Origin of the sequence: Nostoc sp. JL34, from assembly GCF_017114945.1 — a bacterium.
Taxonomy (GTDB): Bacteria; Cyanobacteriota; Cyanobacteriia; order Cyanobacteriales; family Nostocaceae; genus Nostoc.
In genome coordinates this window covers 18025-41902 of record NZ_JABXKQ010000142.1, presented here as the reverse complement: position 1 = coordinate 41902, position 23878 = coordinate 18025, and the positions used below count along the sequence as shown (strand labels likewise).

Genomic DNA, 23878 nt, shown 5'->3' with positions numbered 1-23878 from the left:
AAGTATGCATACACGTTAAATGTCAAAACTTATTCGATTTTATATTAATTTTAGGAAGCAGGAATATATATGTTAGATCAAATTCGGAGCGCCACTGTGCGGGGAGAGTACTATCAGTTCAAAGGCAATGAGCCAATTATTCTCAATGACCCGAAGACCATTTGGATCGTAAAATCAGGTTCATTGGCGGTGTTTGCGATTCCGGTGAAAGAGGGAATTGCTGAGGGAAGCCGCCGCTATTTATTTACTACCCGAACGAGACAGGCAATGTTTGGTGTTGTCAGTGATTCTCAGTCGCTGCCGTATCAACTTCTGGCGGTGTCCATTGAAGAAACGGAACTTCTGAAAGTTTCCAGGAAAGATTTTCGAGAATTTATTGCTAATGGCAATGGCGAAGCCCTAACTTTAATGGAGGGATGGATTGAGCAACTAGGATTGGCGCTGTCTTCAATTACTCCACCTGTACTGCCGTTTCAAGAAGAAGGGGTTCGCTACTTCTCACTCAGTGATGGTCAGATTTTCCAACCACAGCGAGAGCTGGTATCCTGGGTGCAAATTCAGCGTGGTTACGCGGTTTGGATGGGGTTTGAGCAACTGTTAGTCATGCCTCAATCAGGATTGTTGCCGTTGAGTGCAGATATGTGGTTTCAAGCTGAAGATACAACCGAACTGGAAATCCTAACTACGTCTGAGATTGAGGATGCTACTATTCTGTTCCAAGGGATTTTCCAACTGCAAGTATACTTTCTTCAAACCCTTTTTCTTGTAGAACACCAGGAACAAGAGGTAGAATTAAACCGATTTCAAGAACGCCAAAACCTGAATAATCAGGTGATGGAGGAGACGCTGGGCGAGTTAGCTTCGTTGCTGCAATCTCCGCAACATGCCGCTTCTGCTCAAATTGGAGCCAATGACTTTGACCAATCTTTGCTAATTGCGGCGGGTGCAGTCGGGCGGACTTTGGGTGTGACGATTCGACCGCCAGCAAAGTCTGAAGACCTCAAACGAGTTCAAGATCCCTTACAAGCGATCGCTCGTGCTTCTCGTTTACGAACCCGAACGATCGCTTTACAAGGTCAATGGTGGAAAAAAGATTGCGGTGCGATGCTAGCTTACACGCTAGAAGATAACCATCCCGTGGCGCTGTTACCTGTATCTGATACGCGCTATGAGATTTTTGATCCAATTAAGCGATCGCGCACTGTGGTTAATGCCAAAAGTGCGATTAAACTGGCGCTAACTGGATATACTTTCTATCGCCCATTACCAGATAAAGTCCTTACCACGATTGACTTGCTGAAATTTGCCATGCAAGGGCACTACAAGGAATTGTTGGTTGTCTTGACTGCGGGGATAGCGACAACTTTATTAGGAATGATTGTCCCGCAAGCTACCGCCATCTTAATTGACAGTGCAATTCCTGATGCCAATCGCGGTTTATTAATGCAAATTGCCCTAGCGCTGCTAGCAACTGCCTTTGGTAGCACCTTGTTTCAACTTGCTCAAGGCTTTGCAATCATGCGCGTGGAAACCTTTGCTGATGCTTCCACTCAAGCAGCAGTCTGGGATCGACTATTAAATCTGAAAGCATCATTCTTCCGTCAGTACTCAACTGGGGACTTGAATTCACGCGTCAGCGCGATTAGTCAAATCCGCCAAAAGCTCAGTAGCACGGTTCTAAGAAGTATTTTCACTAGCTTGTTCGCGTTTCTCAATTTAGGGCTGCTTTTTTACTACAACGGTTCACTGGCATTAATTGCCACTGTTGTTGCCTTCATCAACATTACGATTACCCTTGTTTCGGGAATTTATACTCTGCGTAAGGTTCGTCCTTTATTAGAGTTACAAGGACAACTCTCAGGGGTGATGGTGCAGTTAATTAATGGCGTTAGCAAACTGCGAGTTGCTGGAGCCGAAGCTCGCGCCTTTGCTTTTTGGGGAAAACAGTATAGTCAGCAAATCAAATGGATGCTGAGTACCCAAGGCATTGAAGATGCTCTGGCTGTGATTAATAAAATCTTGCCTGTATTAACTACAGCAATACTTTTCTGGTTTGCCACAAGTTTACTTCAGCAAGCCAATTCCCCAGAAGGTGGTTTATCCACAGGTGTATTTTTAGCATTTAATGCGGCATTTGGTACATTTATCGGTGGAGCCACTAGTCTCAGCAGCACGATTATAGATGTCTTGCAAGTAGTGCCTTTGTGGGAACGAGCGCAGCCGATTCTGGAATCGAAACCGGAAGTAGACTCTGAAAAAGCTGATCCAGGGAGGCTTTCTGGTCGAGTGGTGGTTGATCATGTGATTTTCCGGTATCGCGATGACGGGCCATTGACATTGGATGATGTTAGTATCCATGCTGAACCTGGCGAGTTTATCGCTTTTGTGGGCGCTTCGGGGAGTGGAAAATCAACGTTGTTCCGGTTATTGCTGGGGTTTGATGTCCCGGAATCTGGGACGATTTACTACGATGGACAAGATTTAGCGGGGTTAGATATTCATGCTGTGCGTCGGCAATTAGGAGTTGTGATGCAAAATAGCCGATTGACATCTGCATCGATCTTTGAGAATATCGCCAGTGGAGCGATGATTACGATGGATGAAGCCTGGGAAGCCGCGCGAATGGCTGGTTTTGCTGAGGATGTGGAATCGATGCCGATGGGAATGCACACGGTAATTAGTGAAGGCGGAACTAATATTTCTGGAGGACAAAGGCAGCGATTATTGATTGCGCGATCGCTAGTATTAAAACCTAAAATCTTGTTATTTGATGAAGCTACCAGTGCCTTAGATAACCGTACCCAAGCGATCGTCAGTCAAAGTTTAGAGCGTTTGAAGGTGACACGGATTGCGATCGCTCACCGTCTGAGTACCATTCGCAACGCCAATCGCATCTATGTATTCGAGAATGGTCGTGTAGTCCAGGAAGGCAGTTTTAATCAACTCGCCAATCAAGTAGGACTGTTTGCCCAACTGATGGCGCGACAGAAGCTTTAAAATCATAAATGAAGAAGATGTCTATTATCTCACTTACTCTTTGGAAAATTCTTCAAATAAATTGCGGCCTCGTTTTTTCCTTGTTGGTGTTGAATGGGTGTAGTGTTCCTACAAAAACTGCGAGCGCAACAACTATGCAGCCTGCCCAATACATAGCGAATGCGACTGTTATACCTGATAGGATAAAAGTTCCAAATGGTCAGCAACTTCTTTTGAAAGCATCTGCCAAAGGTTCACAAATCTATGTCTGCCAAGAAAAATCTGCATCCCCTGCCCAGTACGAGTGGAGGCTTAAGGCTCCCGATGCCGTGTTGCTGAATGAGCAAGGGCAAGATTTGGGCAAGCATTATGCAGGCCCAACCTGGGAAGCTAAAGATGGTAGCAAAGTTGTGGGGAAGTTAAAATCTCAAGTAAATGCACCACAAGCTGATGCAATTCCCTGGCTATTATTGCAGGCACAATCTCATGAAGGGAATGGTATTTTCCGCCAAGTCAATTGGATTCAAAGAATTAATACTGTTGGTGGGAAAGCTCCTGCTCAAGGGTGTGACAAATCATCTAAAAACCAAGAGATTCGTGTTAAATATACGGCCGATTACCTTTTTTACAAAAATAAAACCGCAGCTACTACACTTCGATAATATTAAGTGATAAATATTTACACAAAAAGGGCTAAAGCCCCTTTTTAATATGTTTTGCATAAAAATTATTCTATTGTTCTCACAGTTTTTCAGATGGTTTATTTTCTTGATTAAGAACAGAATTTGCATAGATTGCAAGTTGCGATCGATTTTTGAGATTGAGGCGGTTTAAAAGACTTGTCACATGAGTTTTTACCGTTCCTTCTGTAATGAAAAGTTGTTGGGCAATTTCGCGGTTAGTTGAGCCAACAGCGATCAAACATAAAACTTCTTGTTCTCGTGGGGTAATTTCCGATGGCTTTGATGAGGTGGAGTTTTGGCCAGTTAAAGCTGAAGCTGCTTCTGTAACTAATAGTTTATCAAATAACCCCGGCCCAAATTGAGTATAGCCAGAATGCCCAAAGCGAATTGCATCTGCTAGCTCACTTGAAGGCATATCTTTAAGCAAATATCCTTTTGCACCTGCACGCATCGCCCCTGTTAGATAAGAATCATCATCAAATGTACTCAAGACGAGAACTTTAATATTAGGAAAGTTTTGCATAATCAGTTTTGTTGCAGTTCGTCCATCCATTTCGGGCATCCGAATATCCATTAGCACCACATCAGGCTGAAGTTCTGCAACAAGCTCTAGAGCAACTTTACCATTCTCAGCATCACCAACCACTTGCAAATCAGGTTCCTGTTCTAGCATTGCTTTCAGTCCCTGACGAATGAGGCTCTGATCGTCAACGATTAACAGGCGAATAGGAGAGGATTTATCATTTTTCATGGTAACTATCTCTTTCTGGTTTTGATGAACGATCAATAGATGTCTTCAAAAATTAATCAAGCATTACCTGAAACCCTTGTAGAAACGTTACAAAATGTAACGTCTTGACATTCCTTCTGCACTGCTTAATCTCTGGGAAAGTTAGCAACAATCCGACAACCAGCGCCCGGTTTACTGACAATTTCTAGCTGGGCATTTACTGTAGCCATTCGTTCTCGCATTCCTTGGAGTCCGTAACCTACTACGGCTTGATCGGATTGAAAACCTTTGCCGTTATCTTGGAGTATCAACGATAGCCCCGCCGCCGTTGTTTGAATTTTAATTTGAACAGCTGTGGCATTGGCATGTTTATAAATATTGGTTAGCCCTTCCTGGATAATGCGATACACAACATGATTTACTGAATCGGAAAGCGGTTGTGATAAATCAATCTTGCAGTATGGTAAGACATCGGTGAGGTGATAGAATTCCTCAGCAAGGTTAGCGATCGCACCTTCGAGCAATTGTCCGTGGAGTGGATCTGAGCGAATTGCCGAAACTGATTCCCGCACATCTTGCAGAGCTGCGGAACCCAATTTTTTCGCTTCTAATAAAAACGATCGCGCTCGATTGGGATCAACTTCCCAAAGTGTTAGCACTGTTTCCATTTGCACATTCAGCGCTACCAGAGAATGTCCCAGAGAGTCATGAATGTCACGGGCAATCCGATTGCGTTCTTCTAGCGCCACCATTTCCTCAATGCGTAGATTCAGCGCCTTCTGATAATCGAGCGATCGCCTCAGTTCTGCTTCTGTCTGCTGCAAACGACGATTTTGCTCCTGGAGTTGCAGTTGTAAGCGGCAAAGTTTGAGTTGATGCTCCATCCTAGCAACCACCTCCTCAATCTGAAAAGGTTTGTTAATAAAATCAACGCCTCCAACCGAAAAGGCTTTCACTTTATCAAATACCTCATTCAAAGCACTAATAAAAATGACGGGAATCTCTTGTGTTTGGGGATTAGACTTGAGGCGCTGACATACCTCATAGCCGTTCATTCCGGGCATATTAATATCAAGCAAAATCAAGTCTGGAGGTTGAGCTTGTATGCCGATCAACGCCATAGAACCATTGGTGACACTCCTAACTTCGTATCCTTGCTCGGTAAGCATTGCTGATAGCAAGCGAAGATTATCCAGGGTGTCATCAACAATAAGAATATCTCCCTTGGCTGATTGGCTTAATTCCATACTTCTCAAAGGGCTAAGAGAATTGTCAATTATCAAGCTACTGATAACGCATTCTACAGAAATTGTCGATTATAAGTAATACAAAATTCCATCTGCGTAACAAATCTATTGATCATATTTGTGATTGCAAAGGTGCTGATTAATTTACATTTATTTATATTGTTATTTTGATACCAGTCTATCTACTTAAATTGTTTTTATTGGAAGTAATTAAAAATAAATTGAGTACGGAATCAAATTTGCTTTTAGTTGCTTTACAATTTTAAAATCTAGTTATAATCCTCTTGTTATCTGCTTTTTAGCTTGATTATAAAAAGTTTCAATATTACCCAAGAGGGTAATATCATTTTAGATAGTTCATATTCTATAATTACTCCATAAAATTTATCAAAATTAAGAAGCTTCTGGGTCAGTATTCGTACCCCAACATTGCTGTTTAATTTCAGGAGTTCGGATATGCATTTTCTCACCCTTCAAGCTTCAAAGCTGACTAAAAATGTGCAGTTACGCCACATTCTTGTAGTGCCGTTTATACTGCAAATTTCTCTAGCCGTGGGGCTAACTGGGTGGCTATCAATACACAATGGACAACGGGCAGTTAACGAAGTTGCAATCCAACTCCGCAATGAGATCACGGCTCGAATCCAGCAATACCTGCAAATATATGTTGAAACGCCTCATCAAATAAATCAACTAAATGCTAATGCTATTCAATTGGGTGAAGTTAATATCCAAAAATTATCAACATTAGAACAGCACCTTTGGTATCAACTAAAGACGTTTGACACGGTGACAGCAGTTTATGTAGGGTCGCAATATGGAGAACACGTTGCAGTTGAAAGAGCAGATGATGGCCGCTTTCAGGTGAAACTTTCAGGGGAGTCCACAGGGCATGAAATTCGGATTTATGCCGCAGACCAACCGGGACATTACACTAAACTTTTAAGATCCAAGCCTAATTACGATCCGCGGACTCGTCCTTGGTATGAATCGGCAGTTAAGTCTAAGACAGCCAACTGGGGTGGAATTTATAAACTGTTTGCCACACCTAAATATGTGCTGAATGCCAGCTTACCCATTTATGATAATCGCGGCAATCTGCTAGGTGTTGCTGCTGTCGATTTTTCACTCACGGGAATTAGTCAATATCTGCGGAGTCTAAAAATCGGGCGAACCGGCGAAACCTTCATTTTGGAACGCCAAACAGGATTGCTGGTTGGCAGTTCCGCCACTCAACAACCCTACATAATTGAAAATCCCACAGATCCAATCACAGCGCAGAATCCGATTCGAGTTCAGGCGATCGCCAGCAGTGATATTTTGACACGACACACTGCTGAATATTTGCAGCAACGCTTTGGAAACTTAACCCAAATTATCGAAAAACAACAACTAGATTTTGACATTGGGGGTAAACGGCAATTTTTACAGATTGTACCAATGAAGAATGAGCAGGGGTTGGACTGGCTGATCGTTGTGGTTGTTCCAGAAGCAGATTTCATGGATCAAATCAATGCGAATACTGACACCACAATTGTGCTTTGTCTAGGTGCGTTTGCACTCGCAACCGGATTGGGCATTTTTACAGCTCGCTGGATCACACAACCGATTCTCCAACTGGGAAGTACAGCAAGAGCGATCGCAGCAGGAAACTTAGACCAAAAGGTTTCTGTAAACAGTACAACCGAGCTAAACTCTTTGGCGCAGTCTTTTAACCAAATGGCACATCAGTTGCGTGAATCTTTTTTAGCCCTAGCACGAACCAACGAGGAATTAGAAAGCCGAGTCACGCAACGCACCAGAGAACTCGGTGAGAAAAATACCCAACTTCAGCGGGAAATTCGTGTTAGCGAAGCTGCCCAAAGGGGTCGCCAACAAGTAGAGGCGGCACTAAAAACATCCGAGGCAGAACTGCGGTTAATGTTCGCTGCTATGACCGATATGGTAGTGGTTTTTGATGCCGAAGGTCGTTATCTAAAATATGTGCAAACGAAGTATGTGCTAACCCAATCCTTCGCTTACAAACCTGATATAGATCGTGTTGGCAAAAAAGTTCATGAAGTTTTACCTCAAGAAATCGCCAATTTAATAGTCGATGCCATTCAGCAAGCGTTGCATCTGAGAGAAGAACCCAGAAACCCTGATGGAAGTCGCAAGAATGTTTTTGTTGAATACCACTTGTCAATCAAAAATCGAGAAACTTGGTATTTAGCTAGTGTTTCGCCATTATCTGACAACGCAGTCCTTTGGGTTGCTCGTGATATCACCAAGCTGAAAAAAACCGAAGCCGCGCTCAAGCAAGCTAAAGAAACCGCAGATGCTGCCAACCTTGCCAAAAGCCAATTTCTCTCCAACATGAGCCATGAACTGCGGACTCCTCTCAACATCATCCTTGGCTTTACGCAACTGCTACTGCGGAATCAATCGCTCAACTCACAGCAGCAGGAGTATCTTGATACGATCAACCGTAGTGGCGAAGACTTACTGACCTTAATCAATGATGTCTTGGAAATGTCCAAAATTGAAGCAGGTCGAGTCACTCTCAACGAAACAAATTTTGATCTCTACGGGCTTTTGGATCGACTTCAGCAGATGTTTGCTTTGAAAGCCCGCTCAAGAGGGTTAAAACTCATTTTGGAGCGATCGCCTACAATTCCCCAATACATCTGTGCCGATGAAAGTAAATTGCGTCAAGTTCTGGTTAATCTATTAGGAAACGCAATTAAGTTTACCCAAATCGGTCAAGTAAGTTTGCGGGTAGAAACTCTTAACCCAAACATCATACCGGATGCACCCATCACCCTGAACTTCAGCGTTGAAGATACGGGTTGCGGCATTGCGAACTCTGACTTTAATCGCCTATTTGAGGCATTTGTCCAAACAGAGGCGGGACAAAAAGCTCAGGAAGGTACTGGACTTGGATTACCCATCAGCCAGCGATTTGTGCGGCTGATGGGCGGAGATATAACGGTGAATAGCACGGTAGGAAAAGGCTCAATTTTTAGCTTTGATATCCGAACTCGTGCAGTAATTCTGGATACCTTGCCAACACCTGTACCGAGTCGGCAAGTTATTGGTTTAGAAAAGGGACAACCCAGCTATCGGATTCTGATTGTCGAGGACAAACTGGAAAATCGGCAGCTTCTGGTTGAGTTATTAACTCCCATTGGCTTTGAGGTGCGGGAGGCAGTAAATGGTCAAGCTGCGATCGACCTTTGGCAAAGCTGGTCGCCTAACATCATCTGGATGGATCTGCGGATGCCAATCATGAACGGATTTGAGGCAACCAAACATATTAAAGCGTCAGATGCTCAAGCCCCGGTGATTATCGCCTTAACCGGCAGTGCATTTGAGGAAGACCGCTTGACTGCGCTATCTGTGGGCTTTGATGACTTTGTGCGTAAGCCATTTCGGACGACCGTAATTTTTGAAAAGATGGCTGAACATTTGGGTGTTCGCTATGTTTATGCTGATGAACTGGAAAACCAGGAAAAAGCATCTTGGCCTGCTGATGCTTCATCCTGCACACCTGATTTATTAACGATCGCAGATTTAAGCGTAATGCCCAGCGACTGGATTGAGCAACTGCGTCAAGCGGCGCTCCGAATAAATGCCAAAGAAGTTCTAATACTGATTAAACAAATTCCTGAGCAGCACGATCACCTGATCAAGGCGCTGACCAATCTCGTAAACTTATTTAATTTTGAAGAAATTATCAGATTAGGGACTTCCAGAAAATAAGTAAACAAGCCACATTTCAGAACAATATTTGGGGAAAAATTCATATTTCCTTCTGCAACGGCAGTCTCCATAATTCGGGAAACCAAGTCGGCAAAGCCACCTAGCAGACTGTCTCCCTGTTGTAACGACTGCCGTCCTTTTAATTAATGCAAAATTATCTAGAATCGGAATGTAGTACGAACAACTCCTGTATAGATAGTGTCATTATTGCTGTTCTGTTCTGGGTTCAATATCACAATCAAGCCTGGTGTAATTGAGATATTGTTATTCACTTGGTAGCGATATAATCCTTCTAAATGGAAAGATGTATCGCTATCTTCACGAAGATTACTAGTAGCAGTAAGAACAGCAGGGCCAAAGTCATTACTCGTCACCTTGGGTGGTTGACCAAAGATTAAACCTCCCAAGTTACCCTTTTTGCCTAAATCAGGGAAAGCTAAAGTGATCGCCCAGTTCCAGATGTCTGCCTTATCACCTCTATTAACATTTGCACCAGAAGTAACCTCTGCGATCGCTTGACTATACCCTACCCAACCAGAAAGTACCAATTGGGGATTGAAACGATAACTGGTTTCTATCCCATAATGATTAGCTGAAGTGGCAACACCAGCACCAAATGGGGTATTAGCGAAAACACTACCGTAAGCCCCTGAAACGGAAACATCATTATTACTACCAGTAAAGTAAGAGTGTGCATAGCTCAAAGCAAGAGTTAAGTTTTGGTTGGGCTGGAATGCTAATTGAGCTAAAGCACCATAACTACCATCAAATAGCCCTGCACCAGCACTAGGATCATTAGCTCTCCTAGCAAGATAACCCCCAGATAAAGTAATCGCGTCGCTCAATTTAAATATGGCGCTGACTCCTGAACCTGTATTACTAGCAGAACCCGTATTACTGGCGCGGTAAATAGGAGAGAATCGACCAAACCGCGAAAGAGATCCAATCGGGGTTGAGGACAATAAAGGGTTAATAGTGTTGAAGTTGTCGTAGAACTCCCCACCAATAGCATCAACAATCACATTGATTTTGTCACCTACCGGGAAGCGATAATATAATTTGCCCAGTACAATGTTGTTGTCGTTGTTCCCGTCCCACGATACACGGGTCATGTTTGTACCTGTGACTGCCCCACTAAAGGCTGTGGTGTTGTTCGCTTCTAAACGGGTAAACAACTGGTCTTTGCCAGTGAAACTACTAATTAGATTCAAGCGGATGCGATCGCTGAAAATTGCGTTGTCCTGAAGCCTTCGTCCACCCGATGCTGTATACTCGTTAGCTCTTGCAGCCTCTCTAGCTGCACCCACAGGAGCTGCTTCAATTCTTCTCCAGCGATCGGAGTCTAGCGCTCTATCCCCACCAAACACACTCCCAACAGAGAAAATTATTTCTGCATTTAACTTGGTAGTAGTTGAAAATTGTTGATTTTCCAGGTTTGCATTACGAGCTTCCAACCCATCTATCCGTCCCCGTATTTCAACTAGTCCATCAGCGAATTCTTCTTGCAATTTTCGCAAGGTTTCTAAGTCTTCTTTTGTGACTAAATCTGCTGTGCTAGTAGCAATCAATTCATTAACCCGATTCAGACAAGCATTAAGACCTGCGGCAAACTCATAACGAGTCATTGCCCGATTTCCTTGGAAGCTGCCATTAGGATATCCAGCTATACAACCGTAGCGCTCAACTAAAGATTGTAAAGCCTGGAATGCCCAATCTGTAGGTTGCACATCAGATAGTTGAGAGACTGAAGTAACCTGACTCATGACTGAGTTCGGATTTTTATTGCTGTCATCATTGAACTGCTGGATCTGGTCAGATGAACTAACGCCGATAGGTGCAGTTAAAACAGCTTGATTATCTGTTTGAGCAACCACACCTTCTTTTGCCTGAAACTGAGTAGTCTGTGTATCTGTTGGAATAGCTGATGCACCTTGAGCATTGATCAGACTAACTGTTAATAATATTGGAGCAATCAACAATGAATTATGTAAAAAACCAGACATCAACCTCACACCTCAAATACTATTAGACCAACTTGATTCCTGAAATCGTTGGTACTAAAAAACACCCGATGCATTATTATTACCAGATTTTCAGATTTTTACCATAAAAGTTGGTAAAAATCTGAAAAAATTTAGTCAGTATCGGCACAGCTATTAGCAACAGTCAGTCTGGAGTAGTAATCTGAGATTTTTTACCAGTTTTTTTGGTTATAAGGTTGCTAGATTGGTAAATTATGAATTGATTAAGAAAAAATGCATAACACCCGCTAGAAGATTTAACTTTTCGTACAAGTTTGCCGCATCAAGAGCCGATTGTTTTTATACACCTCTAAAGTTCCAGACTGCGGGTTATCCAGCGTGCCATCCCAAACCCAATATTCATAATTTATATTCCGAAACTTATAGACTCGAACACCTTCTGTCGCTTGCTTAGTTCCTTTGCCCAAACTTAAATTACCATTGGGATTGGTCGCGCGATAGAGCAGTTCACCAGAAGTATAATTCTGCCAAATATTGATGTTGTAGCCACCTTGGCATTTCGTACTCAGGATGATGCCAGCAGTAGAATCAGCAGAAGCAGATAAGGAAAAATTAGCTAAGATACTGATTGGTAGAGCAAGGAGTAACGCGGATCTTTTCAGTAGTGTTTTCATGAGTGTTGTTAAATTAATTTTTTGGTAACATCTGCCAGTACTGCGAACGGCTCGGATTTTCAAAGCAACCTAGCAAGTTAAGGACTGTTTGCCACAATATTGCTAGTCCAATTCAAGGGGTTTTCCCGTCTGATTTGACTAATGGACTTACTGTATGCGATTTTTTGTTCCAGTTCAGAAACTTTTGTATTGATTCCTCTAGCGAACCAGAATACACTTGATTTAGTGCTGAAAATAGCCCGTGAAGAGCTTTTGCTTTGCAGTCCGCAGACTAAATTATATGGATGCTCATAGAGAATTAGCATTAGCAGTTAGCTTCACTAAGCGATCTAACTCTTGCTGCATCTGACTAACAACTAATTCATAACATTCATTGACATAGTGGCGATCGCTGGCTGCTTCAGCGCCGTAGCGTTCAAATACAATTGGCGGACAAACCTGTGTGTACATGGGCACAGGTAATGGAATGTTGGGTAATGGGCCAATTGCTAATCCCCAAGGTAGTCCCAGATAGATCGGAAAAACTTCCGGATCAATCCCCAACAGCCAAGGCATCCCCCACTCATGGAGTTGATGCATAACTTTGTAAATGTCAGCGATCACAATCAGCGTATCGTGAGCACCCCAGGAAATCACAGGCACAATCGGCACATTTTCCCGTAATGCTAACTTGATAAATCCTTGCCGCCCCGCAAAATAAATTTTGTTACGTAAATAACACGGTCGAAAGACATCTTCGGCTCCACCTGGATAAACTAGCACACTAGCTCCAGAGCGCAAGGCAGTGTAAGCCATCTTCGGATGGGCGATAATTGCTCCAGCTTTGGCGGCCAGTTGTGCTAATGGGGTGCTAACCTGCCAAGCCTTGGGATGCATCAAACCATAAATGGGTTGCTCGACACCAAATCGTCGGAACCAGTCGTACATCATCATTGCCATGTCGGGTGCTGCGAGTCCCCCATTGTGCGAACCGACAAACAGAACTTTTTCTTGGGGTGGAATATTATCCCAGCCACTAGTTTGTACTCGGAAATAGTAGTGATACAAAAAGCCAAACAGGGGCATCAGAGATTCTATGAACTTTGGATCTCGCTCATCCAAAGACCAACCGGGTTTTTTGTTTAAGAGATGTTGCTTTTTTGACATCGATGCATTCTAACAGGATTGGCAAGGGTCAAACAATCCTTTGTTAGAGGATGTTTGAAAAGTCCTCTTATCGGTAGCAAAACTTTCTAGATCCTCCTAAATCCCCTGAGAAATTGGGAGACTTTGATTCCGATTTTCCCCTCAAAAATGGGGTTAGGGGGCAATACAGTTCAGTTAAGGAAATTTATCTGTTAAGGCAGGCAGAGGGAGCAGGGGAGGTAGGGGAAGCAGGGGGAGAAAAAAAAGACTTAACTGAACCGTATTGGGTTAGGAGGGATCAACAAGTGCCTTAAATTACAGCCAACCACTTTTCAAATAACTTCTTAGATATAACCAGGTTCGCTCTATGCACAAAAACCTGATTCGTCTAAATACTTGAAGTTGATTTTCCCTCTAGCAGCAGCTAATTCCAACATAATTACTTCTGCTCAGTCTTTGACTTTCTGCGGTGTGTGTGTTTTTCTAAGGTAAAATACAAAGTTCGGTGTTGCTCACCAGTCAAGAATATTCTTAAAGGAGAGTCCATATTTAAGTTACCTTGGTAGATGCATTCTCCCTATTTATTTTTACATATTTTTTCGTGCCTACCTACTTAATACTAAAAAGCTGATTACAGGCGTATTTAACTCGGTTTGAAGTTCGCTTGATCGTGAGATATGAAACTGTTGGTGTTAAATGCGTCGTATTAGATTGAACGAAGCAATACTGTAAGGGTTGATTTCTGCTTAATTGCGATCGCGTAATCATTGCCACATCACGGTGATTTCTTTGGCGATCGGGATGGAGTGGTTGCTGGTTTTGAACGCTGCTGCTGGTAAAAACCCACAACTTTTTGAACATAGGCAGCAGTAAATCCGCTGTTACAGCCTGTATAGCTGCCAGTCATCCACCAACAACCGACACCACGCACAGCGGCGGTTTCATTATTACTATTGGCGATAAACTGCTTGTTTAACTCACGGCGGGTGATACAAGAGACAACTTGGCGTGCTGTCGCGGGGCTGTTTTCAAACTGCGTTGGTGTTAGTTCTTGTTTGAGACAATGTTTCGACCAGCCTTTTAGGGTTTCTGGTTTAACTTGCCATTCACTGTAAAGTCCATCATTTGCGATGCCAGTCTGCGGTGCAGCTAGTCGCAGCGCTTCTACCATCGCCGTAACTTGGGCATCAGAAACCTGTTCTTGTGCTTGAGCTAACAATGATGACAGTCCGAAGCTGACAATCACTCCGCTAAGTAGTAATCCTATGGGGTTTCTCCTCATGATTTTGGACTTATTTTTATATACCAATATGTAGGATACTACGTTTTTACACTTAGCAATTATCAAAGATGAGAGTGAATTGGGGATGATGGCATTTTTGTGATTTTGGTGCGCCAATTAGTCGCAAGGATAATTCTCAACGAGCGATCGCCTGTGCTATTGCCATGCAATTGGCAATGCAGCAAATGAATTTCCCAATCGTGGAAATGGGAATTGGGATTAATACAGGCGAGGCTGTGGCGGGAAATGTTGCTTCTCAAAAACGCGCTCAATATACAGTTATTGGCAGTCATGTTAATTTGGCTGCTCGAATTGAGTCTTATATCGTGGGAGGGCAAATTTTAATTTCCGAAAATACCTGGAAAGATGCCAATATTGACCTCCAAATTGCTGGACAATTACAAATAGAACCCAAGGGTATGAAACACCCTGTGACAATTTGTGAAATTCGTGGCATTGGCGGTAAATATAATTTATTCTTGCCTAAATATGATCAATAAATGATAGTTCTCACTCAAAAAGTACCTGTAGAATACTCCATTTTGCAGGGAAAATATGCAGTGGTAACAGTATTTATGGGGAACTTGATTAGCTTCTCCGAAAAAGGAGTGCAGATGACAAGATACCCAGCGTCTTGTCAGCTGACATCGCCACATTTTTTAGAACTATTGAGTAATCTCAAACTCAAGTTATTGATTGAAGCAGAAATGGCTACAGAAAAAGAACATATCTATGCCAAGGTGATCCAACAATCTCATGTTGATAAGCATCTTTTTCTGCTTCGGTTTACAGCTGTTCCCCAAAAATGATGTCCGACGACAAGCCGCTAGGCGTCTACGCAATTCTCAATGCACTGCGTCAGCTTGGGTGAGGTTAAGGCATCAATATTGAAATGATAACAAAGGGAGGTGTATGTAAATAGGGTAAACCGAAAAAGTAGGTAGTCTCGCTTTTTTTAAAACAGTAACAATTGTTGCTGATAGAACCAAGCGATCGCGGTAAGATTTTGGACTTAAGCCTGATTTAACTCCAATAACCCCAATAACTCATAACTCTCAACGAATAATTAATAATTCGTCATTTTTGCTATGGAGCAACTCATTTGAGTTCTGGAGTTCAAAATATGATTTCTTCTAAAACTGAGATTCAATTACATCCCAAGGACAAATGACAAACGAAAACAACTTTCAAAGATTAGTAGAACTTGCAAATGATTATGGAATTATTTGCGAACCAACACCAGAAGAATGTTTGATTGCATCCTTGCCTGGAGACGATGATTTCTTATTAGCTTTTACTTGGTCTGGTACAGTTGATGGAGAGCCGCCAGAGCATGAATTAATTGCCATTAGTGTACAGGATATAGTCAAAGAAGTTACCGTTGCTGCTTGGCAGATTCCTATTTATTTATTCGGAAATGTTTTAAGGCAGGCTCAGATGCTTGTCACTGCCCACAAAGATTTTTGGCGTTGCTGAATCAAGAGATGATTCTTGTACCCGAAGTTCCTGGAAATACAAGGGACGGGCTTTTCATCCCATCTTACAAAACCTATAAAATCATCCTGCTTTTCCTGCAACGCTTAATAACTAATATCTCTGTCAACGGTGGCGGGGATTTTTATTTCAAAATTGATATCTGACAAGACAACAAGCCGCTAGGCGTCTACACATTTCTGAATGCACTCCGCCAGTCTGCAAATTAAATCAGTCAATGGTGAAGGCCAGCGTGCGGGGTAAGTTCTATTTTTTTGAGTAATTTATTACTTGGAAGTCCCTTAAAAGGCAATACGGTTCGGTTAAAGGGGAAAGGTTTTAATACATCCTTTACCCCTTTCCCCAAGACCAATTCCCAGACCATAAGAAAAGTGAAGAGTGCTTATCCGAACCGCATTGATGTAAAAGAGACTGAGGATTGTGTTTTCACTGCACAAGTGGTAGTGGGAAAGTGCATTTATGATATACCCAAGATAGATGTAATAGTATTTAATATGTGCTAATAACTCAATACTGCCAACCGTAGGATTGAAAATTAGTATTTTTCTACATAAAATTAAAAATCTAAAATTAAAAAATTGGACACACTGATGGTTAGGAGTGTTAGAGTTTCAAGAAATTCACCGGAACTTTTCAGCGGGTATTCATGCTGAAGAAACTACAGAAAAAGCAAATTTCGATAATTGCGGGTGCAGCACTGTTTGCCTTTTTAGCTGGGGCAATGGTATCAGCACCTGAGATTGGCAAGTCTCTGGGGAAGTGGCTCAAACTGAGTCAGAATCAAGCAGAGCAAACATCAGAGGCAAGCAAGGCTCAATCAGCCGTCTTTCCACTGATATCACAATCGCTGCCAGAACGGGCAGCAAAACTAGCAGCGATCGCCCAAGAATCGCGATCGCCAGATCGGAATCGCGCTCGTTATCTGTTGGCGAGTGATTATATTGAAAGAACCCAAGGGCAAAAAGCTCTAGTTTTACTCCAAGGACTAGAAAAAGACTATCCTATCCTGGCGCCCTATATTTTGCTGAAACAGGCCCAAGCAGAGGATATGCTGGGCGAGGATGGCAAAGCCTCCGATCTCAGGCAAAGGGTGCTGAAACAGTATCCCAAAGAAGCGGCCAGCGTGAAAGCGCTATATCTAATTGCTCAACCGAAGCAACAAGAAACAGCGATCGCTCAATTTCCTTCCAATCCTCTAACTTGGGAAATTATCCGCAAACGCTTGCAAGAAAATCCCAATCAGCCACAATTACAATTGATTTTGGCTAAATATGCCTACGATCAACCAGGTATAGTGGGTGTTTTGGATCAGCTAGTAAAACAGCCTACCCTGAAACCCGAAGACTGGGAACTCATTGGTACCAGCTATTGGGAAAATAATCAATTTCTGAAAGCGGCGGATGCTTATGCCAAAGCACCCAAAACATCGCGCAACCTCTACCGTACCGCTCGGGGCTTACAGGTAGGAGGTAAAGATAAAGAAAAAGCGATCGCCACCTATAAACAAGTGGTGCAGCAATTTCCAAATACCGAGGAAACTGGGACAGCACTACTGCGGTTAGCAGAAACCGCAAAAACAGCTAAAGACGGCTTACCCTATCTTGAGCAGGTAATTAGTAAATTTCCGAAGCAAGCTGGTACTGCACTGGTACAAAAAGCCAAAATCCAAACTCTCAACGATCAAAAGTCAGCTAGCGCGTCGTGGCAATTACTCATAGCCAAATACGGTAGTTCTGACGAAGCCGCAGAATACCGCTGGAAAATCGCCCAAGATAAAGCTAATGCCAAAGATTACGTCGGTGCTTGGCAATGGGCAGAACCAATTGTCACTAATAACCCCAATAGTATTTTGGCTCCAAGAGCAGGCTTTTGGGTAGGGAAATGGGCAGCTTTACTAGGGAAACAGCAGGAGTCTAAAACTGCTTATGAGTATGTGATTAGCCAGTTTCCTTACTCTTACTATGCATGGCGAGCTGCGACGATGTTAGGGCTAAATGTCGGCAATTTTGACAACGTGCGCGTCATGAACCCAGAAGTAATCACACCCCAGCGCCCAGTCCCGCCTGCTGGTTCTGAAACTTTCAAAGAATTGTATCTGCTGGGTCAAGACCGTGATGCCTGGTTACAATGGCAAACAGAATTTCAGAACAAAATTCAGCCAACGGTAACAGAGCAATTTACTGAAGGGTTGATCCGACAGGCTAAGGGAGAAAATCTCATCGGAATTGACAAAATTTCTAAATTGGAAGACCGAGAAATACCAGCGGAACTTGCCCAATATCAGACTCTGAGTAAACAAATCACCTACTGGCAAGCCCGTTATCCATTTCCCTATCTGCGAGAGATTGAAAAGTGGTCTACTGAGCGTCAACTCAATCCTCTGCTAGTAACTGCTCTGATGCGTCAAGAGTCACGGTTTGAGCCAAAAATCAAATCCGTTGCTGATGCTACTGGCTTAATGCAGCTGTTGCCGAGTACAGCTAAATGGATTGCCCCACAAATCAAGGTAGATTTCAAAACAATAAACTTAGAAAATCCCAACGATAATATCATGCTGGGTACATGGTATTTGGGTCATACCCACGATCAATATAACAATAACTCTTTGCTGGCGATCGCTAGTTACAATGCTGGCCCTGGCAATGTCTCTAAATGGTTGCAAACTCTAACTACAAAAGATCCAGATGAGTTTGTTGAAGAAATTCCCTTTGATGAAACCAAAAATTATGTGCGGCAAGTATTTGGCAATTACTGGAATTATCTCAGGCTTTATAACCCTGAGATTTCTGGCATCGTAGCAAAGTACTCGACAACACACCCAAAACTACCGAGTCAGTGATTTTGCTGTTTGAGGAGGCAGGAGGCAGGAGGCAGGGGGCAGGGGAGGGAAGATTATTAATTCCCTACCAGCACTCCTGAATTATCCTCGGTTATGGCTAAAGGGTAATATTTTACACATATTTAGTGGGGAGCGATCGCAATACTGTTCGGTTAAAACAAGAGACGCAATGAATCGCCGTCAAGACGAAAGACGATTATTGTAGAGACGGCGATTTATCGCGTCTTTGTGATCTAAAATTTTCATCAAAAAACCTTAACTGAACTGTATTGGCTTTTAACTTAAGTTGATTGCACTGTAAGCGTTAATATATCTTAATGTATTAAATGTTGCCTTTTTAGCCCCCTCCTTAATTTATGTGCCCCAATGGAGTTAACTTCAAAAGAATTTAAGTCAGAACTGATATTAGAAGTCCAAGCCTGTCTGCAATTGGCAGTTCCTTTGGTAATTACTCAAATATTAGAAGCGGGCATTCCTTTATTGGATGGGGTAATGATGGGCTTACTTAACAGCCAAGCTTTAGCTGCGGGTGCTTTAGGTGCTGTTACCTTTTCTACTCTAGCTTCCGTTTGTCGTTCTATTCTTTCAGCTGCGGGTGTGACTATTGCCAATGCTTTTGGTGCAGGAAAAATAGACCAAATTAGCCATGCTACCAGTCAAGGGATTTGGTTAGCTGTGACAATGTGCTTACCTGTGATGTTTATCATTTGGCACTTTGACTATATTCTGCTGCTGACTGGTCAAGAAGAAAGCAATGTGTTATTAGCTCAAACATATTTGCGGTCTATTGTTTGGGGTTTTCCAGCTGCACTCGGTTTTTGTATCTTAAAAGAAGTTAGCTCTGCCCTCAATCGACCCCAATTTTTAACAGTAATTACGGTAGCTGGACTATTATTGAATGCGGCTGCTAATTACGTGTTAATGTTCGGTAAATTTGGTTTACCAGCCCTTGGTTTAGCCGGTATCGGTTGGGCAAGTACACTCATTTTTTGGCTGAATTTTATCGCCGCCGCCAGTTGGATTTGCTTCGATGACTACTTTAAAGAATACCAACTTAATAGTGCTTTACATAAATTTGATCGGGAGATGTTTGTAGATATCTTCCAAACTGGGTGGTTTTTGGGGTTGCAGTATGGAGCAGAAATTGGAGTATTCACTGTCACTGCTTTATTGATGGGATGGTTTGGAACAGAGACGTTAGCAGCACATGAAATTACCGTCGAGACAGAAAGTTTTGTCGAAACAGTGTCTATAGGTATTTCTTACGCCGTCACGATGAGAGTAGGACAGTTGAGGGGACAAAACGATCTCAAGGGTGCAAGCAGAGCCGGATTAGTTTGCATTGCGCTTGTTACTCCCTTTATAACCATTGTGGCACTAATTTTTTGGCTGTTTCCTAACTATATTGTGGCAATATATTTAGACACCAGTAATCTAGATAATATCGAGATAGTTAAAACGGCAACTTCTTTCCTCGCTGCGGGGGCAATAGTCCAGATATTTTATTCTATTCAGACTATTGCTGCTGGTGCTTTAATTGGGTTGAAAGATACTAAAGTGCCAGTGTTAATTACTATGTTCGCTTACTGGGGAGTAGGTCTAGGTGGTGGCTATCTGATGACATTCACTTTTGGCTGGGGTGCTATAGGCTTATGGTTGGGTTTAGTACTAGGACTACTCATAGGTGCAGTGCTTTTAACTTGGCGTTTTTATCTTTTGACTTCTGAGATTGAGTCTGCTTGAATAGCCCTAAAAACTTCAACTTTTGTACCTTTGCCATGCAGACTCGACTATTTCAGCAATGATTTCTGTGTATGTTACACCACCCAAACGTCCCATAATTGGCAAGTCTGAGCGGATATGATGTAGCCCTGGCAATGGGTTAAGCTCCATAAACTGCAACATTCCGGTAGCATCGCAGCGTAGATCCACACGGGCAGCGTCTCGGCAACCAAGAGTATGGTACGCATCCAGCGCCAGTTGCCTTGCCTGTGCTGCCAGTGGTTCGGGATCTATGAGCAAACGATAAGATACCCGTTCCAGATACTCATCTTTGTTAAGGGTGGTATAGGCAAAAGCTTCCGCAAGTCCTGTAAAAATTACTTCCATCACACCTACTACCCGTGAGTTGCTACCATTGCCAACAATGCCTACTGTTACTTCTCTACCAGGAAGAAAGGTTTCCACGAGTACTGGTTGCTGAAAAAGTTCGTATAATAATTGATAAGTATTTACTAGCTCTTCGCGTTCTTTGACCAGAGAACGCCCAGTTACCCCTTTAGAACTACCCTCCGCCACAGGCTTGAGGAAAAGTGGCATTGGTAGAGAGACAAATGCCGCTTCTGCGGTATTACTCACCACCTCAAAGGAGGCTGTTGGCAAACCGCGATCGCGTACTACCCTCTTAGCAAGCGCCTTGTCTAGCGTTAAGGCGCAGGTGAGCGGATCGGAAAAGGTGTAAGGTTGAGCAAATAATTCACAGACTGCCGGAACTTGAGCTTCACGAGAGCGACCCTGCAAACCCTCAGCAATATTGAAAATCAAATCCCAGCGATCGCCTTTTGCCAAGCGTCCAGCAAGTTCTCTACCATTGCCAACACGTTCAACCTGATGATCTAATTGAAATAGTGTAGTTTCCAGCCCGATGATAGTTTCTTCATCGTCGAACTCCATCACCTCAGAGGCACTGAAACCAGCCTTAAGGTAGTCTGCCTTCAGGTCATAACACAGACCAATAAATAACCCCATAGCCCGATAATTCCCAGTGAGAAAGCTTTCTCTGTTAGCTTTAATGTACAAATCAGATATGTTAATTAAGAAATTTCGATTACTAAATCCTTAATTAAGTGAAAATATTTCATCAACAACCTCAAACCATATAGGAGATTTATCATCAGCGGTCTATAATGATAAGTCTTTAGCCGGACACGATATTAGCCCTGCTCCACTGGATCTGTATATGTATACGTCTGACCTGCCCAATTTCGCACTGTAGCTGTGCCCTTCTCATAAGCAACCAGAGTCTCGGCTTGAATTGGGACTTTGCCATCACCACCAGGGGCATCAATTACATAGGTTGGTACAGCGTAGCCAGTAGTATGACCACGTAATTTAGAAATTAAATCAAGCCCAGTTTGCACACTCGTTCGCAGATGTGCAGTGCCAACAACTAGATCGCATTGATAAAGATAATAAGGTCGCACGCGCAGCCTGAGAAGACTGTGAAACAGATTCTTCAAGGCTTTTTCAGAATCATTCACACCTTTTAACAGCACGGTTTGGCTGCCTAGAGGAATGCCGCCATCAGCGAGGCGATCGCAAGCTTGTGCCACTTCCGGGGTAAGTTCCCGCACATGACAAAAGTGCAAAGATAGCCACACACGATGTTTACGAAGCAAGGTAACCAGTTCCGGTGTAATTCGCTGCGGTAAGAAACTTGGCACACGAGAACCAATTCGGATAAATTCAATATGCTTAATGGTACGCAGCCGCCCAAGTAAATTGTCTAAAGGTTCATCAGCCATCAAGAGAGGATCGCCACCGGAAATTAGCACGTCACGAATCTCGGTGTGTTCCTCCAGGTAAACAGCGATCGCATCCAACCGCCGTGTTACTGGGTACATCTCACCTTGGCTCACCAAACGGGAGCGGGTGCAGTAACGACAATAAGCAGCGCAAGTGTCTAGGGCAAGTAGCAACACCCGATCGGGGTAGCGGTGTACGAGTCCTGGTACTGGAGTGTCGCCATCCTCACCGCATGGATCTACCATGTCTGCTGAACTAACTATTAGCTCTTCTTGCCGTGGTATCACTTGTAACCGTAGGGGGCAAAGCGGATCTTCTGGATCGAGTAGCGATGCAAAATATGGGGTTACAGCTACAGCAAACTTTTCTGGTGCAATTAAAAGTCCTTGTTCTTCGGTAGCACTGAGCCTTAATAACTTCTGAAAGTGTTCCAGCTTAGTCAACCGATGCCGCATTTGCCAGCGCCAATCGTTCCAGTGTTCTTGGTTGTAAGTCTCTCCCAAAATCTGACAAATTTCTTCACACCGAATATCAGTTACTAGAGGATCTAGAGTAGTGTTTTTGATCATGATTAGACCTAAATTAAGCTGAGAATAATAAACAAATCACAGCCTAATAGAGTGCGGCGCAAATCCAGCTAACATCTAGGGCGGCCGCATCATGTCAATAAGCAAAGTCTATTCTCAATAGAGCTAAAAAATAATGTCATTAACCTTTACTTATTGCGAATAATTAGGCGATCGCTTTGGGGCTTAAAAAATAATCAAACGCGAAATCCTGATTTTTTCGTTGCTTCTTAACCTTCGTTGTGATCAAGAGTAATTTAGATGCGTTTCCCCTGAGCTAACATCTCAATTAAGCAAGCAGACAAGTAGGAGCAATTCATGAATTGCTCCTGCTCAAGTCCCTTGTTAAAGGTAAGCAAATTTTTGTCACAGTGTATTAGTATATTTACTTAGATTTTTAGTTAAAATAAAAAAATCTACTTCAAGGTTCACGATAAGTATTTTCTGTACAGGAAAATACTTATGCTGCGATCGTAGCGATCGCTCTTACAGTGTCTTTGTTACCTTGAGACGATCAGACTTTTCGTTTGCTTGTCCCGTATTAATACATAGGTTAATGTCGCATATTTAATTATGTAAGGATTTTTTGTGGTGCGATCGCACGCTGCATCTGCTCAATTGTGGCTTGCGATCGCTCAATCTACAACTTGTGTAAATAATTCAGCCAGCTACGCCACATTTGATTACCGTTGGACGATTGCGATCGCATCATCACTGGAACTGCACAAAGCAAAGGCTTTGGCTAATTCGTTCACAGCTTTGATAAACTGCTGTTGTCCATTTTCCAGCCCCAGAATATGATCCATTGCGGCGGAGAGGAGACACACACAGTTGGAGTACCTGTAAAGAACGGCGAATAGTCGAAACCGTCTAACAGTGCTGTGACGTTTTCGTACTTTGCTAGCATAAGAGCGATCGCTTGTTCTTGAGGAATGCCTGTTTGACCTTGACTGTCAGCAGTATAATCTCTCATAACTGATCTGAGTTGGTCAGCAATGCCCAAATAGCCTATAA

Annotated in this window: 18 protein-coding genes; 8 read left to right on the top strand and 10 right to left on the bottom strand. The window is 43.0% G+C overall.

The window, feature by feature from the left end:
- Positions 1-69 precede the first annotated feature (69 nt).
- Together HWQ44_RS25970 and HWQ44_RS25965 are read left to right on the top strand one after the other, a co-directional pair.
- Entirely contained in the window at positions 70-2997 is a 2928-nt protein-coding gene (locus tag HWQ44_RS25970; RefSeq protein WP_292724676.1) for an NHLP bacteriocin export ABC transporter permease/ATPase subunit, read from the top strand.
- A gap of 134 nt (positions 2998-3131) precedes the next feature.
- Positions 3132-3638 (top strand): DUF3455 domain-containing protein, encoded by a 507-nt coding sequence (locus HWQ44_RS25965; RefSeq protein WP_292724674.1) that lies wholly within the window; start codon positions 3132-3134, stop codon positions 3636-3638.
- Positions 3639-3717: 79 nt separating this feature from the next.
- Here HWQ44_RS25965 and HWQ44_RS25960 read toward each other — a convergent pair whose 3' ends face one another.
- Both HWQ44_RS25960 and HWQ44_RS25955 read right to left on the bottom strand, forming a co-directional pair.
- Positions 3718-4410 (bottom strand): response regulator transcription factor, encoded by a 693-nt coding sequence (locus HWQ44_RS25960; RefSeq protein ID WP_292724672.1) that lies wholly within the window; start codon positions 4408-4410, stop codon positions 3718-3720.
- Positions 4411-4535: 125 nt separating this feature from the next.
- Positions 4536-5636, bottom strand: coding sequence for a response regulator (locus HWQ44_RS25955; RefSeq protein WP_292724670.1), 1101 nt, complete (start codon positions 5634-5636; stop codon positions 4536-4538).
- Between the two features lie 456 nt (positions 5637-6092).
- On the opposite strand from HWQ44_RS25955, the gene HWQ44_RS25950 reads away from it, so the two are divergent.
- A complete protein-coding gene (locus tag HWQ44_RS25950) occupies positions 6093-9377 on the top strand; it encodes an ATP-binding protein (RefSeq protein WP_292724668.1) in 3285 nt (1094 codons plus the stop codon).
- A gap of 158 nt (positions 9378-9535) precedes the next feature.
- Here HWQ44_RS25950 and HWQ44_RS25945 read toward each other — a convergent pair whose 3' ends face one another.
- The 4 genes from HWQ44_RS25945 to HWQ44_RS25930 form a co-directional block, all read right to left on the bottom strand.
- Positions 9536-11380, bottom strand: coding sequence for an iron uptake porin (locus HWQ44_RS25945; protein WP_292724665.1), 1845 nt, complete (start codon positions 11378-11380; stop codon positions 9536-9538).
- 275 nt (positions 11381-11655) lie between these two features.
- The gene (locus HWQ44_RS25940; RefSeq protein WP_292724663.1) at positions 11656-12033 is read right to left on the bottom strand and encodes a hypothetical protein; all 378 of its coding nucleotides are present in this window, start codon (positions 12031-12033) and stop codon (positions 11656-11658) included.
- A gap of 288 nt (positions 12034-12321) precedes the next feature.
- A complete protein-coding gene (locus HWQ44_RS25935) occupies positions 12322-13179 on the bottom strand; it encodes a lysophospholipid acyltransferase family protein (RefSeq protein WP_292724661.1) in 858 nt (285 codons plus the stop codon).
- A 754-nt stretch (positions 13180-13933) separates the two neighbouring features.
- Positions 13934-14440, bottom strand: a complete 507-nt coding sequence (locus HWQ44_RS25930; RefSeq protein ID WP_292724659.1) for a hypothetical protein — start codon at positions 14438-14440, stop codon at positions 13934-13936.
- A 116-nt stretch (positions 14441-14556) separates the two neighbouring features.
- Between HWQ44_RS25930 and HWQ44_RS33660 the strand changes: the two genes are divergently transcribed.
- The 5 genes from HWQ44_RS33660 to HWQ44_RS25910 all read left to right on the top strand — a co-directional run bounded on the left by HWQ44_RS33660 (position 14557) and on the right by HWQ44_RS25910 (position 20516).
- On the top strand, positions 14557-14940 hold the full coding sequence (locus HWQ44_RS33660) for an adenylate/guanylate cyclase domain-containing protein (RefSeq protein ID WP_366931402.1): 384 nt from the start codon (positions 14557-14559) through the stop codon (positions 14938-14940).
- Positions 14941-15249 (top strand): hypothetical protein, encoded by a 309-nt coding sequence (locus HWQ44_RS33655; RefSeq protein WP_334859044.1) that lies wholly within the window; start codon positions 14941-14943, stop codon positions 15247-15249.
- Positions 15250-15607: 358 nt separating this feature from the next.
- Entirely contained in the window at positions 15608-15916 is a 309-nt protein-coding gene (locus HWQ44_RS25920; RefSeq protein ID WP_292724658.1) for a hypothetical protein, read from the top strand.
- Between the two features lie 664 nt (positions 15917-16580).
- A complete protein-coding gene (locus tag HWQ44_RS25915) occupies positions 16581-18773 on the top strand; it encodes a transglycosylase SLT domain-containing protein (protein ID WP_292724656.1) in 2193 nt (730 codons plus the stop codon).
- A gap of 366 nt (positions 18774-19139) precedes the next feature.
- The gene (locus HWQ44_RS25910) at positions 19140-20516 is read left to right on the top strand and encodes an MATE family efflux transporter (RefSeq protein ID WP_292724654.1); all 1377 of its coding nucleotides are present in this window, start codon (positions 19140-19142) and stop codon (positions 20514-20516) included.
- 15 nt (positions 20517-20531) lie between these two features.
- On the opposite strand, the gene HWQ44_RS25905 is transcribed toward HWQ44_RS25910, so the two are convergent.
- The 4 genes from HWQ44_RS25905 to HWQ44_RS25890 form a co-directional block, all read right to left on the bottom strand.
- On the bottom strand, positions 20532-21521 hold the full coding sequence (locus tag HWQ44_RS25905; RefSeq protein ID WP_292724652.1) for a D-alanine--D-alanine ligase: 990 nt from the start codon (positions 21519-21521) through the stop codon (positions 20532-20534).
- A 185-nt stretch (positions 21522-21706) separates the two neighbouring features.
- Positions 21707-22867 carry a KamA family radical SAM protein gene (locus tag HWQ44_RS25900; protein WP_292724651.1) on the bottom strand — a complete coding sequence of 387 codons (1161 nt, stop codon included), beginning with the start codon at positions 22865-22867 and terminating at the stop codon, positions 21707-21709.
- A 680-nt stretch (positions 22868-23547) separates the two neighbouring features.
- Complete coding sequence (locus HWQ44_RS25895) at positions 23548-23670, bottom strand: type I restriction enzyme endonuclease domain-containing protein (protein WP_292724649.1); 123 nt, start codon at positions 23668-23670, stop codon at positions 23548-23550.
- Positions 23616-23837, bottom strand: a complete 222-nt coding sequence (locus HWQ44_RS25890; protein WP_292724729.1) for a hypothetical protein — start codon at positions 23835-23837, stop codon at positions 23616-23618. The genes HWQ44_RS25895 and HWQ44_RS25890 overlap by 55 nt, the downstream gene beginning before the upstream one ends.
- Positions 23838-23878 lie beyond the last annotated feature (41 nt).

What these genes read in the sequence shown, in the direction of transcription:
- HWQ44_RS25930 (WP_292724659.1), bottom strand. Translation starts at nt 14,440, where the DNA reads ATGAGGAGAAACCCCATAGGATTACTACTTAGCGGAGTGATTGTCAGC.
- HWQ44_RS25910 (WP_292724654.1), top strand. Translation starts at nt 19,140, where the DNA reads ATGGAGTTAACTTCAAAAGAATTTAAGTCAGAACTGATATTAGAAGTC.
- HWQ44_RS25905 (WP_292724652.1), bottom strand. Translation starts at nt 21,521, where the DNA reads ATGGGGTTATTTATTGGTCTGTGTTATGACCTGAAGGCAGACTACCTT.
- HWQ44_RS25895 (WP_292724649.1), bottom strand. Translation starts at nt 23,670, where the DNA reads ATGGATCATATTCTGGGGCTGGAAAATGGACAACAGCAGTTTATCAAA.
- HWQ44_RS25960 (WP_292724672.1), bottom strand. Translation starts at nt 4,410, where the DNA reads ATGAAAAATGATAAATCCTCTCCTATTCGCCTGTTAATCGTTGACGAT.
- HWQ44_RS25955 (WP_292724670.1), bottom strand. Translation starts at nt 5,636, where the DNA reads ATGGAATTAAGCCAATCAGCCAAGGGAGATATTCTTATTGTTGATGAC.
- HWQ44_RS25935 (WP_292724661.1), bottom strand. Translation starts at nt 13,179, where the DNA reads ATGTCAAAAAAGCAACATCTCTTAAACAAAAAACCCGGTTGGTCTTTG.
- HWQ44_RS25920 (WP_292724658.1), top strand. Translation starts at nt 15,608, where the DNA reads ATGACAAACGAAAACAACTTTCAAAGATTAGTAGAACTTGCAAATGAT.
- HWQ44_RS33655 (WP_334859044.1), top strand. Translation starts at nt 14,941, where the DNA reads ATGATAGTTCTCACTCAAAAAGTACCTGTAGAATACTCCATTTTGCAG.
- HWQ44_RS25950 (WP_292724668.1), top strand. Translation starts at nt 6,093, where the DNA reads ATGCATTTTCTCACCCTTCAAGCTTCAAAGCTGACTAAAAATGTGCAG.
- HWQ44_RS25915 (WP_292724656.1), top strand. Translation starts at nt 16,581, where the DNA reads ATGCTGAAGAAACTACAGAAAAAGCAAATTTCGATAATTGCGGGTGCA.
- HWQ44_RS25945 (WP_292724665.1), bottom strand. Translation starts at nt 11,380, where the DNA reads ATGTCTGGTTTTTTACATAATTCATTGTTGATTGCTCCAATATTATTA.
- HWQ44_RS25940 (WP_292724663.1), bottom strand. Translation starts at nt 12,033, where the DNA reads ATGAAAACACTACTGAAAAGATCCGCGTTACTCCTTGCTCTACCAATC.
- HWQ44_RS25965 (WP_292724674.1), top strand. Translation starts at nt 3,132, where the DNA reads ATGCAGCCTGCCCAATACATAGCGAATGCGACTGTTATACCTGATAGG.
- HWQ44_RS25970 (WP_292724676.1), top strand. Translation starts at nt 70, where the DNA reads ATGTTAGATCAAATTCGGAGCGCCACTGTGCGGGGAGAGTACTATCAG.
- HWQ44_RS25890 (WP_292724729.1), bottom strand. Translation starts at nt 23,837, where the DNA reads ATGAGAGATTATACTGCTGACAGTCAAGGTCAAACAGGCATTCCTCAA.
- HWQ44_RS25900 (WP_292724651.1), bottom strand. Translation starts at nt 22,867, where the DNA reads ATGATCAAAAACACTACTCTAGATCCTCTAGTAACTGATATTCGGTGT.